Genomic DNA, 18753 nt, shown 5'->3' with positions numbered 1-18753 from the left:
TATAATCAGACTACGGTGAATGTGAGTAATCAGGTCTTTTCGCCCCTTTATACTCAAATTTTGTAGGAATGTTTAAATAAATGGCACTAGTGTTAATGATACTTAGTAAATATTGCATAATGACGTTTAGAAAACGACTATGGTATACTATTTTCCGTGGCAACCCATGATTAACAATAGTTAGTAGAACATACATATGTATCTTCTATTGGGATTGTACCGGGAAACAAAAAAAAGAAAAGATTTTTTTGAGAAACCGCAACTTTTCCAAATCTTCTGCGTTTAAGGTGTAGAGTCATTTACACAGGCAGTTGAAATTAACCGGTGGTAAAGCCAATTTAACAAAATGGAAAAATTAGCTTTACGTGACTTGAGGCACATTGTATAATACTTAGGTATAATTAGGAATCTAGTATTGTCATGTCCTGATCATTGTTTACCAGTTTCTGTGATACCCGTCACAGACATTATTTATACTTAATTTGCTCAACTCTGGAAAGGGGGTGCATCGGCTAATGAGTGACACGAGCTACTCAACTAAAGAAAAATCTCAGTTTATGAACGTCCAAGGAGGAGAAAAAAAGGTTATGAAGAAAATTTTATCCGTAGCATTATCTACAGCAATGGCATTCTCGATGTTTGCCTCTGTAGCGTTTGGTGACGCAGCAGCAACTCCGCAACAAAAATTTGACGCTTTGGCAGCAAAAGGTATTCTCAATGGGTACCCAGATGGTCAAGCTCACCTTGAAAAAGATCTTACTCGCGCTGAATTCGCGAAGATCGTTACTAAATTGTTCGATCTTACTGAAGTAACTAACAAATTGTCTTACAAAGACAAAGGTTACAACGCTAAGAACTGGGCAGTTCCTTACATCGAAGCTGTTACTGCAGCTAACTTGATGCAAGGTAAAGATACTGTTAAAGGTATCTTCGACTACAACGGTAAAGTAACAGTTGAAGAAGTAGCGGCTGTATTGTTCCGCGCTTTGAAACTTGAAACACCAGCTACAACTGACAACACTGCATCTGCATGGGCTAAAGGTTATGCTCAAGCAGTAATCAATGCTGGTCTGATTGCAAAAGACACTAACTTCAAAGCTAACGCTAGCCGTTCTTTGGTAGTTGAAACAGCTTATGCAGTTGACCAATTGACAGCAGCTCCTACTGTAGCTTCTGCTGAAGCAGTAAGCCCAACTAAAGTAGTTGTTACTTTCTCTGACAAAACTACTACAACTGTTGAATTGACTACTGCTCTTGTAGCAGGCGTTGAAACTACAATCAACTTCAAACACAACAACCACGATTACACTACAAAAGTAACTTTGGCAGCTCCTAAGGTTGTTTCCGTAGAAGCTCCAAATGCTAAGCAAGTTGTAGTTAAATTCAACCGTTCGATCGATACTGATACTTTGGCTGAGTCCAGTAAAGTTATCGATGGCGTTGTAAAAGTAACTAAGGTTGGCAACAAAGAAGATGAAGTTGCTAATGCAAATGTTTCTTTCAATGCAGACAACACTGAAGCTGTAATTACTTTGCCGGGCGTTAAAGCACTTAAAGGTAACTACACAGTTGTTGTAAGTGACGCTGTGGCTACTACTGCTGGCGAAAAGATTCCTGCATTCACTTCGTTGTTGACTGTAGCTGATACAGTTGCACCAACTGTTGCATCTGTTAGCTCCACTGCTAAAGCAACAACTAAAGATGTTTATGTTAAATTCAGCGAGCCGGTTAAAACAACTGGTATTATTGCTTACGTAAATGGTAAGAGTGCTTCTGTATCTGTTCAAAATGACACTTACACTGAGTTCAAATTGACTGCAGATACTTTGGAAAGCGGTAAGACTTATGACGTATCGCTTACAAACGTTACTGACTATGCTGGTAATGTAGCTAACCCTAACCCAATCAAAACTACAGTAACTGTAGTGTCTGATGTAGCTGCTCCAGTAATTAAGAGCGTAACAGCTATCAGCGACAAATTTGTCGAAGTTGAATTCGATAAAAACGTTGAGCGTGCTTCCCTGGTAGGTAATGTTCGTTTGCTTAACGCTGTAGGCGAAAGCCAAGGTACTTTCCGTGTAGTTACTTCTGACAATGGTAAGAAGTTCACTTTGGAAACTCCTTTGAGCAGCTTCCCTAGCTCTGGTACATTTACTGGATCAGTTCTTTTCGGAGCAACAGTTAAGGATACTCTGGGTAACATTCTAGGAACTGAAACTAAAAAAGATATCACCTTTACTAAAGATACAGTAGCTCCTACAGTAACTACTGCTACTTACACAACTACTGCAACTAATAAAGGTCTTGTTCTTAAATTCTCCAAAGATGTCGTTTATGCTGGTAAAGGTGATGTATACCTGATCAACGAAAAAACTGGTGAATCCACTAAATTGACACACAGCGCTAGCAGCGTAGTGGGAAGCGGCAAAACATTTACATTGACTGGCGTGAATGTTCCTGCTGGATCGTACTCCGTACGTTTGCCACAAGGACTATTCAAAGATAAGTCCTTCTCGGCTAATGAGTCCACTGCAACTGTATTGACTGTCTCTATCGGTAGTGCTTCGAATGATACTACTGTGCCAGCATTGTACAGCTTCAATGCTGATAACAGTGGCATCGTGTTCAAAGATAGCCAACTGACTGTAGGAACATCAACTTATGGCGACATCACAATCGAAGTTAATCTGTATGATGCAGGTGGCTTGAATAGTGCTTCCATTAGAGAAATTAATAGTTACACATTAGGTAACAAAGGTCTTCCTAATGGATCTTTCGTAACTATCGATACTTTAAATGCTAGTGGTGCGAAGATTGAAAGTGCAACTAACCCAACTTATGCTCGTGCATATGTACACATTCCAAGCTCCAGTGTTGAGAAGACTGATAACTATGAATTCGTAGTTAACGGTGTTACTGATGTAGCGGGCAACCCGATCGATGCTTCCGCTGCTAAGAAGACAGGTAAGTTGACTAGCAGAATTGCTCCAGTATTCAACTCTGCTGTAGTATCCAGCGGTAGTTCTACTGAACTGATCCTCGGATTCACTAAGGATCTGAACGAGAAGACTACTCAAGTTGATATGTTGAGAGACCTGAAATTCTTCATCAACTCCGATACAACCGCTGTTGATCAAAACGATATCGTTTCAATCACTAAGATTGAGTATGGTTCTGACAAAGGCAAATGGTCTGTTAAGTTCAAAAAACATGCCATCGACAACAAAGTAACAACAAACGAAGTACTTGACCTTAATAGTAATGATGTTAACAGAATCGTAGTTAAAGTCATTAAAGACGCTAAACTTATTGATACTGATTACAACGTTATCAAAGGTGAAACAGAAATCTCCGCTAAGTAATCTCCGATTACCGAAGCACAGAATAGCCTCTTCGGAGGCTATTCTTTTTTTATAGGTTTTTACCCCCATAAGAGGAGGAATTTCATTGAAATCCGTATGGAAAGTATCAACGGCAGCTTTATTGCTGGCTGGTGGTGTATGGGCTGGATCACTGTTGAATGTTACTGCTGAAGGTGCAGGTGTGGGTTCACAGCCTGGAACAGCAGATGACCCAGTGGTTACCAAAAGCTATGTTGATCAGCAAATTCAGAAAGCACTTACAGGTGGTACAGGTACAGCTCCAGTAGCTACAGCTACTCCGAGTCCAAGCTCAGCTCCAACAGCTACAGCAAACCCGACTACTAGCAGTAATGAATCCGTAATTGTCGATGTGAAACCAGGACAAACCTTAATTGCTTCCGCAGGCGCTGAATTTATCGTTCGTGCGGGTAAAGCGGTTATCTACTCTCAGGATGCAAATGGTGTTGCTGATTTAACGGATGGTAAAGATCTTGCCAATGGAGTAGCTGCACCGACTAACCATTTATTATCTTTCCCTCGTGATGGTCGTGGTATTACTGTGCAATCAGGACAAACTCTTGGCCTTGTTGTCATGGTTCGTGGTGGATATACACTAAAATAATTTGTAATAATATATATTCATAATGCCCGTAAAAGTACTTAATCATACCTTCAAACTGATTTCCAAAGTTACAAATCATTGGCGCGATTGAAGAGTAGCTGTTCGACGCACAATATTCCTGTAATCTTACAAATTCACAGGAGGTGCTGTAACATGGCACGTAACAATCGTACAGTGGTACCGGAAAGTCGGGCAATGCTGAAGCAAATGCAATATGAGATTGCAGCTGAATTTGGTTTATATGGAGCGCATTATGGAGGCGGAGCAGACACAGAGTTTGCTTCTGAATTAGGAGCAATCGGAGGTAGTGGTTCTGGCCGTCGCCAGTATCTTGGACATCTTAGCTCAAGAGATAATGGCTCTGTTGGCGGAGAAATCACGAAGAGACTCATTAAGCAAGCCGAACAGTCTCTTCTTTAATAATATCAGGGGTGAAAGAATACTTATTAATCCTATCTGATATTACTTTTTAATACTGTGGAATCAATATTTATACTGTGATGGAGGGGCTTCGGAGTAATTGACACCACCTCCTAAATAAGATAATATGACTTTTGAGGAAAGCCTTAGACCTTTTCCATATGGGAAAGGTTCATTTTTTTGAAGAGTTTAGTGAATATAAACATGAAATACTGCAATCATCCTTCATAAAAAGAACAGGCCCCTGAGTTTCTTTGTTTTATAGTTTTTATTAATTTGGCCTGTGATTATTAAGGAACTCCTTATACAGTGTCAGACTAACCATAAGGGAGGTTGTTATACTTGTCTATTAAAGGGCGTCATTTGTTTACTTCTGAGTCCGTGACGGAAGGGCATCCGGATAAAATCTGTGACCAGATTTCCGATGCGGTATTGGATGCGTTTTTAGCTAATGATCCAAATGCACGTGTAGCCTGCGAAGTAGCAGTAGCAACTGGTCTTGTTTTGGTGATCGGGGAAATCAGTACTAAATCTGAGTATGTAGATATTCCTGCCATCGTACGCAATACCATTAAAGAAATTGGCTACACTCGTGCAAAATATGGTTTTGATTATAATACTTGTGCAGTGTTGAGCTCACTTAATGAGCAGTCAGCTGATATTGCTCAAGGCGTAAACTCTGCTCTCGAGCACCGTGATCCAGCACAATTGGCTGAAGAAACAGCAAATATTGGTGCTGGCGATCAAGGCTTAATGTTCGGTTTTGCTACGAATGAGACACCAGAACTGATGCCGTTACCGATCGCTTTATCTCACCGTATTGCTCGTCGCTTATCTGAAGTTCGTAAGAACGGAACCTTGGAATATTTGCGTCCTGACGGGAAGACACAAGTTACGATCGAATATCAAGATGAGAAGCCTGTACGCGTGGATGCTATCGTAGTATCTACACAGCATGCAGAAGAAATTTCTCTTGAACAAATTCAGGCAGATATTAAAGAGCATGTAATTATGCCGGTTGTTCCTGCGGAACTGCTCGATGCTGAAACTAAGTATTTTATTAACCCAACAGGACGATTTGTGATTGGTGGTCCTCAAGGGGATGCTGGTTTGACTGGACGAAAAATTATCGTTGATACGTATGGCGGATATGCTCGTCACGGCGGCGGCGCATTCTCTGGTAAGGATCCAACTAAAGTGGACCGTTCTGCGGCTTATGCAGCTCGTTATGTGGCGAAGAATCTTGTAGCTGCAGGTCTAGCTGATAAATGTGAGATCCAGCTTGCTTATGCCATTGGTGTGGCTACTCCTGTCTCGATTAATGTGGATACATACGGAACAGGTAAAATCAGTGAGGAAAAGATGGTTCAACTGATCAGCAACAACTTTGATCTTCGTCCTGCAGGAATTATCTCTATGCTTGATTTGCGTAAACCGATCTATAGACAGACTGCAGCATACGGCCATTTTGGACGGACTGATGTTGATCTACCTTGGGAACGCGTAGATAAAGCGGAATTACTCAGAGGTCAAGCAGGATTGTAGTTAATTATATGTTCTTATAATTCTTTAAGCCCGCAAGTTGGCACTTAGTGTCAGCTCTGCGGGCTATTTTTATGTAATGGACAGAATTAGGATTGATTCTAATCATAGAGAAGTAGACTACTAAACTTTGTAAGCCCTTTAACCGAAATATAAGAATATACATAAAGACGTTAGTATGGTTTGAGAGGAGTCTATCACGGCATGAAAAGAAAAATATCAATATGGACGGCAATTTTTCTAGCAGGAGAACTGGTACTTGGAGCAGGGTATCCTTCTATCGGAATTGGAATATCGGCAGTACATGCTGCAGCGGAATTTGGCATTAGTGTGTCGCCAGCACCTGGAGCAACCTATGTAAATATCGGGTCATCTCTTAAATTAAGCTTTGATCGTCAAGTAAACCCACAGGCTGGAGAAATTACCATCACGGGTCAGGGTGATAGTACACCTTTTGTGACGATTCCTATTGGTAGTTATGGTTTAATTGGTAGTTCAAAAGATTACGAGCTTAAATTAGGGCCAAACCAACAATTCACTCCGAATAAGGCATACACGGTCACAATTCCCAAAGGATTGTTCAAAGATAACGAGGGTAATGATTCAGGACTTACTTCATGGGCATTTACCACCGCTCCTGAGAGTAATACGGCTATCACGGCAGGCAACTTTTCACCGGCTAGTAATGCAAGAGTAGATGCCGGGAGTTTAAAGGAACTTAGTCTGACACTAAATAAGCAGCTGTTAAAAGGTGGGGGCTCTATCCGAATCCTGTCCTCAGCAGATAATACAACAGTGCAAGAGTTCAGAATAAAGGATGATGACACTAGAGTTAACGTTCTGACTGATGCTAACTCTACTACAGTTAAATTAACGTTGGAGAAAGCGTTGGCGGCCGGAGGGAATTACTATGTTCTTATTGATGCCTACGCTTTTAAGGATGTTGATAATAGAACGTTCTCTGGTATTTCTAGCGGCAATGTATGGAGTTTCTCTACAAAAGGTGTAGCTGAAATTCCAATGACTCCATCCCCGGCTAATGGTACAGTCGGTATATCTACCACAGGAGCGCTACAGCTCACTTTTGACCGTCCTATGATGCCTGCATCAGGTGTAATTACGGTGTCCCCAGGGGCAGCTAACGATGCTAGAACAAGATGGCTTAATGTGAACTCCCCAGCCGTTACTGGAGGAAGCAGCAGAACCATAACATTGAATCCAGCGTCATCAGCCTCACCTCTGCTAAACGGCACACAATATACAGTTACGATCCCCCAGGGTGCTTTTTATGATCAAGATGGAAATGTATTTCCTGCCTCGGGCCCGTACACTTGGACCTTCACAACGGTATCTTTGACTGGACTTGGCGTAAGTGCTTTGAATCCATCTGATCGAAGTGAATCTATTGCTAACAACAGATCCTTTTCGATCGCTTTTAATCGGGATGTGAATTATAACAGTGCAGTGGCCAATGGTGTGGCTCTATATAAAAACGGAGGATCTCAGGTGCCGGTTAACGTTACTCGGAGTACCACTACAGCTAAAGAATTTATAATCACACCTTCTGTAGCGTTAGATAGTGATTCAACTTATTACATTGATATCGCTAAAGGGGCTTTTGTAGACGCAAGTGATGCCAACGTTCTATATGAAGGATTAAGTGGTAAGAATTCATGGAGCTTCAAGACCTTGTCTCTGGACAAAACTGCTCCACAGCTCACATCTGCACAGCTTGAGAATAACCGAACGATTCGTCTGAAATATAATGAGTCGCTCAATTCATCCATAGCGTTGTTGACCTCAAGCTTTGGAGTTACGGTGAATGACGAGAATCGAGCGATTGAAAGCGTCTATATTCAGGGAGACAGCGCTTATCTGGTGCTGAGTACAGGAGTAGCTGTTGGGCAGATTGTAAAGGTCAGCTATAATGGCGGACTGCGGACCATTCAGGATCCAAGCGGAAATGCGGCGAGCACTTTTAGCTCTAAACAGATCACGAACTCCATCGAGTCCTCCATGCCGACACCTAAAGATGGGAGAATCACAGGGAGATCCGTAATATTAAACTTTAACGATACACTAAAATCAGTTTCCTATTACGCTCATAACCAGTTCTCAGTGACTGCAGATGGAAGCTCACTTGGGGTCAACTCGATCAGTTCCAGTGGCAATACAGTATATTTAACATTGGCTAGTGAAGCATCAAATGGACAGAATGTTCGGGTATCCTATTATGCAGGTTCTTATCCTTTGCAAAATTCTTATGGACAAAATATTGCGGACTTTACTGATTTCAATATCCGTAACAGTAACGATACGATTGCGCCAGTGTTTCAAAGTGCAACCGGAGGCGGCACTAAAATCATTTTGAATTATAATGAAGGCTTGTCTACAACCAATCTCCCACTGAATAGCCAATTCTCTGTTTTAGTGGGCAGCACGCCTAATTATGTAACTAATGTATCGGTCAGCGGCACTCAGGTTACTTTAACGCTTCAGAAAGCGCTGACGTTGAATCAGAATGTGACCATATCTTATGTGCCGGGTTCTGCCGGGGTGAGCGATTTGAATGGAAACCGAGCGGCGTATATTAACCTGCAGCCTGTATCCATTTCGGAGAATAGCGGCACCACTGTTCCGGAGATTAATTCAGCGGCCGTGTCGGGTGACGAGCTAACAGTTACTTTTGCAAAAAATATGCAGGCATCCGGTTCCCTCTTCACCAATCAGTTCGGAGTTAGAGCAGATAGCAGCAGCGTAGGAGTGCAATCCTACTATATCTCAGGCAATATTCTGAAGATAACATTATCCTCAGCAGTAAAAACCGGGCAAGCTGTCGACTTATCCTATATGTCTGGTAACGGTATGATTAAGGATTTGAGTGGGAATATACTATCCTCATTCTCAGCAATATCAGTTCAGAATCTAACCGGCGTGACCACCGGATCTGGAAGTCGTCCATCCTATCTGGGAACACTTGCAACGAGTGAGTTTGGAAAAGAGTATCTACTGTTAAAGAGCGACTCCTCACAAATTGTGGATGACCGTTCTTTATACAATCAATCCGTAAAAAGATATATTATAAACGCAGATCGAATAGCTGCAAGTTATGAATATCTGAATAAGCTGAACAATGATATATTAGTTTTTGAGGTTCCTTCCACCGAGCAAGCAGCTTTTGTATCCGTTCCGCTAAAACCATTGCTCGATGCGGTAAATCGTAATAAAAATACTAAGTTTATGATTCGTCATGGAGATAACCTATTTAGCGTAGGGCTCAATGATATGGATATGAACGGGCTTGCGAGCAGCCTAAACTCGGACAGTAAAAATATTTCGCTCGTGTTTCGCTTGGATAAAGTTCCAGCAGGCACATTTACACCTTTTGAGCAAAAGCTGCAAACGTTGGGTATGCGAACCGTTACTAGTCTCATGGATGTACGTGTGACGGCGATCGTTAGCGGTAATTATTCGAATGCCAAGGCACTGGCTGTACCAGGAGAATACACCGTACGTACTACTTCTTCGTTAAATAGTGCGCAGACATCTGTAGTCAGATTAGATCCTTCTTATGACGATGCAGCTTATCTACCCACAAAAATCAGTACGGTAGGCAGCTATACGATTATTCGTGCTCGAACCAATGGTAATCAGGTGCTAGGGACCTTCTTGTCCCTCCGGACTTTCACGGATATGAGTAAGCACTGGAGTAATGCGATTGTAGCTGAGCTTGGCGCTAAGAGTATTATCGATAGCAGCTACGGCAATGCGTTTAATCCGGAGAAAAAAATTACCCGCTCTGAGTTTGCTGTTATGCTTAGTCGGGGTCTGGGTTTGCTCGGAGATCGTGAGACAGCACAACGCTTCCGGGATGTGCGGCCTTTCACACAAACAGGAGATTATATTGGTGCAGCGGCTAAGGCTGGAATTATTACAGGGAATACGGATGGTACTTTCCGTCCGAATGATAATATAACACGCGAGCAGATGGCGATCATGATGATCCGTGCGATGGAATATACCAATCATCCTATTACACTAAGCGGTACTTCTGCCTCAACACTTGCAAAATTCAAGGATAAGGCAAAGATTCAGAATCAAAGTGCGGAGTTCGTCGCAAAGGCAGTGCAATCAGGGATTATTTTGGGCATGACAGTAAGTGAATTTGGGCCCCAAGGCAATGCCACCCGTGCTCAAGCTGCCGTGATGTTACAACGGATGCTGAAGCAGGCTGATTACTTGTAAACAACTCTTATAAATAACCAAACAATTGGTAAAGCCCGGCAATTATGCCGGGCTTTTTTTGTCGTCTAATTATGACAGTTTTGACTCTATAAAGCTTGAAATCTCTCAATTTCGCAACTTTTTGGCTTATTTTCAGTCTATTAAAAGAGTACTAGAAAAATAGGAACCAGTTTCCAGACATTGATATGGACTGATAGAGTACAAAAGAGATGGGAGAGTTACGTTGAAATGAATGAAGTTTTCATGGAGAAGAAGAGTAGCGAGGTTGTACGGGGAATAAGATTATCTTCCACTAAAAAGTGGATTGCTGCTTCATTGGCTGGTGTGTTATGGATTATGCCGGTAATCGGCAGTGAAGGTATGATGCTGTTTGGTCAGGGGTCTGCACCAATCGCAGCTGCAGCCACAGCTCCTTTTAAAGTAAGTAAGCTGGGAGAAGAAGTGATTACTTCGGGCGCTATTATGATGAAATATAAATATACTACTACACGTTCTGGAGCGAGTGCTTCTGGGCTTGCGGATGTCATTCGTGTAGATCTTAACAATCCATATGTTTCTTTAGATGTAATGACTGGTAAAGGTGGAAACCTGACTACGCGGCAAAGTACTGGCGGGATGGCCAAGGAAACTGGAGCCGTGGCCGCAGTAAATGGCGATTATTTTAATACAGGTGGAGAGGGTGCTCCGATCGGTGGACAAGTATCAGGTGGAGTACTGGTGTCTACCCCTTCACAATTGGATGGAATGTATGCCTTTGCAGTGACAAAAGATCGCAAACCTATTATTGACGAGTACAGCTTTGAGGGGATGGTAACCGCACCAGATGGCGCACAGTTTGAGATCTCCGGTATCAATAAAGGCGCTTATAGCCCTGAAGGCGGAAGCTCGACTTATAGTCATGCTAATGCTATGTATATCTACACAGATGTATGGACTGCACTCGACCGCCCTAAAAATAGCTCTACCACTCCAACAGAGGTACTTGTTGAGAATGGTGTAGTTACTCAAATCTCAGAAAATGCTGCACTCCCTATGGCGGTTCCAAAGGGAGCTTATATTTTGCGGGCACATGGCTTAGCCGCACGATATGTTACTGCCCATTTGACGGTAGGACAACCTGTAACAAGTGTGTATTCCCTGAAATCTAAGACTACACAGCAATCGCTAGATCCTGCGAGTCTGCAAACAATGATTGGCGGACATACGATTCTAGTAAATAACGGAAAAGCAGCAACGTTCTCTCGTTCTACTAGCAGCATTGGAGGCTATCGTGCTCGTACGGCTTTAGGATATTCCCAAGACGGACGTTATGTATATATCATAGCTACTGAGAAAAATGGTAATAGTTCAGGGATGTCTCTAACCGAACTGCAATCATTTATGACGAATATTGGAGTCTGGAAAGGTCTTAATCTCGATGGAGGCGGCTCTACAACGATGGTAGACCGGCCCCTCGGTGAAACCTCTACTACACTCACTTTTAATACAGAGTATGGCACAGAGCAACGTAGCATTGTTAACGGGCTTGGTGTCTACACTAACGCACCACAAGGTGAAGTGAAAGGAATCAAAATTAGCGGAAGTTCCGCACTGCTGGTTGGACAAAAGGCAACGTATTCTTTAAAAGGTTATGACACTTACTACAACCCTATTGATGTAGCAGCGGGTAATCCTACTTGGGTATCAAGCGGCGGAAGCGCAACGGTAAGTGCAGGTGAAGTAACGGCAGTGAAGCCAGGTACCGTTACCTTAACGGCTAAAAGCGGTTCTGCAAGCGCCTCTACAACTGTTACAGTTCTGGGTGGTAATGATCTATCCAGTATGAGTGTAGGTACAGCTACAGCGCCACTGACAGCCGGAACTACTGTGTCGGTCCCTGTTACAGCGGCAACGAAAAGTGGAACAACTATCAATGTTCCGGATTCAGCACTGAAGTGGGAGTTTGTAGGCTTTAAGGGAGCCGTGAAAGATGGCAAGCTTACTGTAAACGCCGTTGATGCAGGGGTTACTACAGGTTATGCTATTGCCCGTTATGATGGATTTAGTGCAGTGGTTGTATTATCAACAGCAGCAGCTACAACATGGGAAGATTTCGAGAAGGTAAGCTATCCAATCGACTTTACTACCAATGTTCCAGCGGTACAGGGTGCTGCGACGATAGTGGATGGAACGGCTGAAAGAGTAGGCTCCAAGGTGCTGTCACTCAGTTATGATATGACGGCTGGCAGTGGCAAAATGTATGCTTATGCTCAGCTGAATGGTACAAGCGGAAAAACAGTTCCAGCGCTTGCGACTTCGATGTCGGTTGATGTAATGGGCGATATGAGCTTGAATTGGCTGCGCGCTGAATTTGTAGACAACAGTGGAGCCACAGCCTATGTAGATCTTGCGAAGATTATCGATTGGAATGGTTGGAAGAACATTAACATCGACTTGTCAGGCTCAGGCATTAAATTCCCTGCAACGCTGAAGAGACTCTATGTAGTCAACGTAGAGGAAGGCCAAGATGAACGGGCGAAGACGGGTACTGTTGCCGTTGATAATATCAAGTTTACAATGCCATCGCTTTCTAGTGATGCAGGCTTACCGAAAGGTACGGCTTCCATGAGCATTGGCTCGAAAGCAATGACCGTAAACGGAACAAAGAAAGCTATTGATGTAGCTCCAATTGTAAAAGACGGTAGTACTTATGTGCCAATTCGGTATGTTCTTGATGCTTTCGGAGGCAGCGCTACTTGGGATCAGGTGAATAAGAAGATCATGGTATTACGCGGAGCCAAGGCACTGGACCTTACCGTAAATAAAAAAGAATATCTGCTGAACGGTAAACGTCAGAGTGCTGAAGTAGCACCAATCATTTTACAAGGTAGGACTTTAGTGCCATTAAGACTAGTTTCTGAACAGCTAGGATTAACTGTAAAATGGGAACAGAAAACGAAGACCGTAACTATCGAATCGTGATATGTTAATATAAAGGAAAACCTTTATAACGATTCGATAGAAAAGGGGCAAGCATCCGTGGAATTTCAAGCCGATGCGATTGATCGCGTCATTAAAAATACCATCGACGTGATGGAGAGCAGCAAGTATCAGATTTTTGAAATATTGCAGGTTGCGCGTGATGAACTTGCTGCACTCAACAAAGAACTGCAGCGGGTCATGGACGAAACGGATGAGACTTTGAAAAAAGTAGACAAGCTGGAGCTGCAGTATCACCGCTCCAGAATCCGGCTGACAGAGGTCAGCCGGGACTTTGTCCGCTACTCGGAGAAGGATATCCGTATTGCCTATGAGAAGGCTACGGAGCTACAGCTCGAACTCATGATGACGCGTGAGCGAGAGGTCTATCTTCGATCAAGACGTGATGAATTACAAATGCGAGTGCGCAGTGTCGAAAATTCTGTAGAGCGCGCAGAGTCAATTGGTTCGCAAATGAGCGTAGTGCTCGAATATTTGTCGGGAGAACTAGGTCAGGTGACGAGAATTGTCGAATCTGCGAAGAACAGACAGATGATAGGACTCAAGATAATCCTGGCTCAAGAGGAAGAACGGAAGAGAATTGCCCGGGAAATTCATGATGGTCCTGCTCAAATGCTGGCGAATCTAGTCCTTAGGACGGAAATTGTAGAAAGAATGCTGGTAAAGCAGGAATTTGGGTTGGTGCAGGACGAAGTAATAGATTTGAAAGGACAGGTTCGATACAGCCTGGAAGAAATGCGTAAGGTCATCTTTAATTTACGACCGATGGCTCTCGATGATTTGGGATTAATTCCGACTTTGCGGAAATATGTGCATGATTTTGAGGAGAAGACGAAGCTGAGGACGACCTTGGAAACCAGAGGTCAGGAACATCGACTATCTTCAGCCATGGAGGCAGCGGTATACCGATTGGTCCAGGAGGCTTTGTCTAATGCAGCTAAACATGCCTACCCGAGTTTCGTATTGGTAGAGATTACTTACCAAGCGCAGTTAATTAAGATAGTGATTAAGGATAATGGATTAGGTTTTAATGTGCAGAAATTAAAAAATCCGCAGGGCAATCGTGAAAGCTTCGGGCTAGTAGGTATGCGGGAACGTGTAGAGCTGCTTGAAGGCAGAATGGAAATCATATCAGCCGAGAATCAGGGGACAACAATCGTGATCCACATTCCGACGAACGTGGAGAAAGGGAAGGAGTAATGTGATGGAGAACTTAAACTCTACTAAAACGCCCATTAAAGTTCTTTTGGCGGATGATCATCAGCTTTTTCGTGAAGGGCTGAAACGTATTTTGAATATGGAGGAGGATATCGAAGTCATCGGTGAATGTGGTGACGGTATCCAGGTCTTAGAGTTCTGTAACGGAACTAAACCAGACATCGTACTGATGGATATTAATATGCCTATTGAGAATGGCGTGGAGGCCACTCAAAAACTGCGGGAAATGTTTCCGGAGGTTAAGGTAATTATTTTATCGATTCATGATGATGAGAGTTATGTGTTTGAAACCCTTCGTAAGGGTGCCAATGGTTATTTATTAAAGGATATGGAGGCTGAGTCCCTTATTAATGCGATCCGTTCGGTCTGTGAGGGACACGCTTTTATTCATCCAAAGGTTACCGGAAAGCTAATCAATCAATTGCGGCGCATGACTTACCTTAATGAGACTGGAGTAGCTGCTGATACGGTAGTGAAGGAAGCCGGTGTTAAGTTTGTGGCCGGTGACAACAATCCTCTAACACGTCGTGAAGCAGAAGTACTTCGGCTGATGGCGGAAGGTAAGAGTAACAAAATGATCGGTGAGTATTTGTTTATTAGCGAAAAAACGGTCAAAAACCATGTTAGTAGTATTTTGCAAAAAATGGAAGTCGATGATCGTACGCAAGCAGTAATCAACTCGATCAAGTATGGTTGGGTAACCTTATAAAAATTTTTACAGATTTACGGTACATATAGGAATGAAACCAAGGAGAGCACAGCTTATTCCTTTAAAATATAAGAAAGTATAAGTTTCACACCATACTTTATATCTTATATTACTCGCTTAAACGCTTACCGTCCTTGCAAGGACGCCGAAGGCGTTTATGCTTGAAGGAACTCTGGGCAGTCACCGACCTTTTAAAGCCGGCATATAGTGTTGGTATACAGAGGAGGTGCATCTCCATGGTAGCCCAGTTGATATGGATTGCGGCTGTTTATGTATCCGCTGCAGTGATTATTCATATGCTGCATAATCGGCAGAAGGTGCGGCAGACACCGCAGTCCGTGAAATGGATTCATTATATTTTGATTACCCGCAATCATGCATCTGTTGTAGAATGGTACATTCGGGCGCTGACATTTCAAGCTTTTTTAACCGGAAAACGATTTCGAGTAACGTTCATGGATGATAGCTCGAGCGATGGAACCCTTGGAATTGTTTCCAGGCTGGCTGATAGTGGCTGCTCTATCGATCTTGCAACATCTATGTACACTTTTCAGGTGAGTGAAGAAGAGTTGCAGCAACAAGGGATTGTGGTAGACTTGCGGTTGTCAGGGCAGTCTGTTTCGTTGCCTTTTATGGGGATGGCAGGAAGTAGGGGATGCGAATCAAAGCGCGACAGATTTTAAGTGAATATGTGAGTAACGGGTGAAGCACACTCTCCAAGAAATGGAGGAGTGTGCTTTTTGCGTTTGGCGGTAAGGGGAGTGTTGTGGGAAAGAGTGATTAATGGTGAAAGTTAAGGAGGCGGATTTTATGCGAGCGGCTGTGTATGCCTTGAAATGTAGAGGGATCTGGAGTATTTGGATTTCTTTAGATCTTACAGTAGATAGATGGTGGTGGTCTGGCGCTGGACCGGAGCGTCAAGGCAGAGGCTTAGTAACGCTGGACAAATTGGTCTTATTATCTCCTGCACTGCCGCTGGGGTGGGTGGTGAAGCTGCGCGATTGTTTTAAACAAAGGGACGGAATGAGGAACTGGGGGGCTAAGGAGTGGGGTCAATACGTAAGCAGTGTTCTTGAGTCTGAGTTGAAGGAGGAAAGGGAAGCAGGAGGAATGGGAAAGGAAGAGTGGCTTAGTGATGGGGTATCGCTATGGTGGCTTCCTGAACAAAGTGGGGGATTTATAGAACCGTCTAGAAAGAATAATGATTGCAGAGGGAATGATTTCGATTATGCTTTACTGGAATCGGAGGCAGAACAACTATCGTGGGTTGTGGCCGGCCGCTCTTTACTGCAGCCGGAAATAGAAACGCTGCTGGCAGAGAGGTTGCCAGAGCTGACAGGTCGTTGGCGCCAGGCGGCACAACTGGCGCATTTGCAGGGGCGGCTGGAGTTGACAGCAGCCATAGGTTGTGATGCCCCGGCTGCGCACGGGGCGAGGCCCCGCCAGCTCCCTGCGGGTGCTGGCGCTCTGGTGCGTGCGGCGGCTAGGCTGCCGCACGCATTGTGGCGCGGCGCTGTCGCTCGCCGCGCGGTTTCGCGCTGCCTGCGCTGCGGCAGCGCCCCAACCGGCCGCACGGCATGCGCCGCGTGCGGCCTTATGGGCTGCGCCTATTGCGAGGCCTGCCTCGCACTTGGGCGCAGCCGGGCTTGCGCGCTGCTGCTGCGCAGCGCAGCGCTTCCGGCCGTGCGGTGCACGGCCGCCCTTGACCCCACCGCGGCCGCAGGCCGGTGGGGGCTAAGCCCAGCGCAGGCGGGAGCCGCTGGCGCTGCGCTGGGTTTTCTGGCGGAGCGGCGCGAGCGCTCCGCCAATTCGTGCCCAGAGCGGTTCCTGCTCTGGGCGGTGACGGGAGCCGGGAAGACGGAGATGATCTTCCCGCTCCTAGAGGCCGTACTCGCCGCCGGTGGGCGGGCGCTCGTAGCGACGCCGCGACGCGACGTCGTACTTGAGCTCGCTCCGCGGCTCGCGAAGGCTTTCCCGGCGGAGATTCTCGCCGTGCTTTACGGCGGCAGCGCAGAACGCTGGGTGAGTGGTCGCTTAACGCTCGCGACCACCCATCAGCTGCTGCGCTTCCATCGAGGCTTTGATCTCGTTATCATAGACGAGCTGGACGCGTACCCCTACCACAATGATCCTATGCTGGCTTATGCCGCAGAACAAGCCTGTAAGGTAGAGGGCTCTTTTATCTACTTATCAGCCACACCACCACAAGAAATGCAGCGGTTGGTCCGGTCAGGCAGACTTCCACATGCCAGAGTACCTGTCCGTTTCCATGGTCATCCTTTGCCTGTGCCACAGCATCTGACCATGACATCTGTTCAAACATGCCTAAAGCGTGGGATGTTACCTAGATCTCTAATATATACGCTTCGTAAGTCGCTCGAGCGCGAGGCGCAAATCTTTTGTTTTGTTTCTCGTATTGCACATATTGAAGGATTACTGCTTCTGCTTCGTCGGAGCTTTCCCGGCGTAGTTATCGAGGGTACCTCCTCCAAAGATCCCTTCCGGGCAGAGAAGGTAACTGCTTTCCGCAGCCGCGCGATCACCCTATTAATAACAACTACGATTCTGGAACGGGGAGTTACAGTGCCACGCAGCGATGTATTTATTTTGGATGCGGATAGCGATCTCTTTGATGAAGCCTCCTTGGTTCAGATGGCGGGTCGTGCCGGGCGATCTAAGGATGATCCTGCTGGGTGTGTTGTATTTGCCTCTCCCCAGTGGACCCGATCACAGCGTGGAGCGATCTCCCAGATCCGTACTATGAACATCATCGCTCGCCGCAAAGGATATATCAGTAAGGATGTGACGAGATGAACTCTCTGTTCTCATGGTTAACTAAATCCCAGGCACTCTTGTCCCCTTCCGTAACTCCATGCTTAACTTGCGGCAAGCGCAACCCTGGATCCTCGCAATTTCCTGGAGTTTGCAGGAATTGTGTAGAATCCATTCCTTGGATACGCTCCCCACGCTGCTTGAATTGTGGTCGGCATGTGGGCTGTCCTGACTGTACCCGCAGTAGTGAACCGTCTCCGATTATTTGTAATCGAAGTGCAGTGGCTTACACTAGTGTTATGCGAGAATGGTTGGGTCAGTATAAATATCGCGGGAATGAACGGTATGCCCCTTTACTTGGCCTCATGCTGGATAGAGCCTATCTAACCCTAAAAAAAGAGAAGCAGAGCGCTCTTTTATCCCGAAAACCATCCATCATCCATCGTTCTTGGTCTGCTGATTTGTTAGTGCCAGTGCCTGTCAGTGATTCCCGGCTTATGGAGCGAGGATTTAATCAAGCGGAAAGATTGGCTGATGTGCTATCCAGATGTAGGAAGATTCCACAGCTTCCGCTGCTGATCCGCACACATCATACGGGAAAACAGAGCTTTAAGAGTCGGGCAGAACGACTAGCGGATATGAAGCATGCTTTTGCAGAGAATCCGGCAGTAACAGCACAATTTGCAGATTGGATGAAACGGGAGGTACCTCTAAATCGTCCTGTTCGGATTATTATTGTTGATGATATTTATACAACGGGCAGTACCATTCGTGCGTGCGCTGAGATCATACAACAAATAGGTTCAGATTATGGTTATGCGGTAGAGGTGTATAGCCTAACTTGGGCACGTTCCTGAGGAGAGCGAAATGCATGATTGTGAACA

At 44.8% G+C, this 18753-nt stretch carries 11 protein-coding genes; all 11 read left to right on the top strand.

Annotated features, from left to right (window positions below):
- Positions 1–587: 587 nt before the first annotated feature.
- The 11 genes from PAENI_RS11485 to PAENI_RS11435 all read left to right on the top strand — a co-directional run bounded on the left by PAENI_RS11485 (position 588) and on the right by PAENI_RS11435 (position 18726).
- A complete protein-coding gene (locus tag PAENI_RS11485; RefSeq protein WP_188114535.1) occupies positions 588–3362 on the top strand; it encodes an S-layer homology domain-containing protein in 2775 nt (924 codons plus the stop codon).
- An 85-nt stretch (positions 3363–3447) separates the two neighbouring features.
- The gene (locus PAENI_RS11480) at positions 3448–3984 is read left to right on the top strand and encodes a hypothetical protein (RefSeq protein WP_149645341.1); all 537 of its coding nucleotides are present in this window, start codon (positions 3448–3450) and stop codon (positions 3982–3984) included.
- Between the two features lie 153 nt (positions 3985–4137).
- Positions 4138–4404 (top strand): alpha/beta-type small acid-soluble spore protein, encoded by a 267-nt coding sequence (locus tag PAENI_RS11475; protein WP_042192433.1) that lies wholly within the window; start codon positions 4138–4140, stop codon positions 4402–4404.
- A 342-nt stretch (positions 4405–4746) separates the two neighbouring features.
- Positions 4747–5949 (top strand): methionine adenosyltransferase, encoded by a 1203-nt coding sequence (gene metK, locus PAENI_RS11470; protein WP_042192431.1) that lies wholly within the window; start codon positions 4747–4749, stop codon positions 5947–5949.
- Positions 5950–6150: 201 nt separating this feature from the next.
- A complete protein-coding gene (locus PAENI_RS11465) occupies positions 6151–10191 on the top strand; it encodes an Ig-like domain-containing protein (RefSeq protein ID WP_149645340.1) in 4041 nt (1346 codons plus the stop codon).
- Between the two features lie 228 nt (positions 10192–10419).
- The gene (locus PAENI_RS11460) at positions 10420–13152 is read left to right on the top strand and encodes a stalk domain-containing protein (protein ID WP_149645339.1); all 2733 of its coding nucleotides are present in this window, start codon (positions 10420–10422) and stop codon (positions 13150–13152) included.
- Positions 13153–13209: 57 nt separating this feature from the next.
- A complete protein-coding gene (locus PAENI_RS11455; protein ID WP_042131343.1) occupies positions 13210–14370 on the top strand; it encodes a sensor histidine kinase in 1161 nt (386 codons plus the stop codon).
- Between the two features lie 4 nt (positions 14371–14374).
- On the top strand, positions 14375–15097 hold the full coding sequence (locus PAENI_RS11450; RefSeq protein WP_042131342.1) for a response regulator: 723 nt from the start codon (positions 14375–14377) through the stop codon (positions 15095–15097).
- Positions 15098–15333: 236 nt separating this feature from the next.
- Entirely contained in the window at positions 15334–15780 is a 447-nt protein-coding gene (locus PAENI_RS11445; protein ID WP_149645338.1) for a glycosyltransferase family A protein, read from the top strand.
- Between the two features lie 127 nt (positions 15781–15907).
- Positions 15908–17911 carry a helicase-related protein gene (locus PAENI_RS33025; RefSeq protein WP_149645337.1) on the top strand — a complete coding sequence of 668 codons (2004 nt, stop codon included), beginning with the start codon at positions 15908–15910 and terminating at the stop codon, positions 17909–17911.
- A gap of 257 nt (positions 17912–18168) precedes the next feature.
- The gene (locus tag PAENI_RS11435) at positions 18169–18726 is read left to right on the top strand and encodes a ComF family protein (RefSeq protein WP_262495578.1); all 558 of its coding nucleotides are present in this window, start codon (positions 18169–18171) and stop codon (positions 18724–18726) included.
- The last annotated feature ends 27 nt before the right edge of the window (positions 18727–18753 follow it).

The sequence above is a fragment of the Paenibacillus sp. B2(2019) genome (genome assembly GCF_008370385.1).
Lineage (GTDB): Bacteria > Bacillota > Bacilli > Paenibacillales > Paenibacillaceae > Paenibacillus_AQ.
The sequence above is the reverse complement of the archived record's forward strand: the minus strand, read 5'-3'. Positions and strand labels throughout refer to the sequence as shown.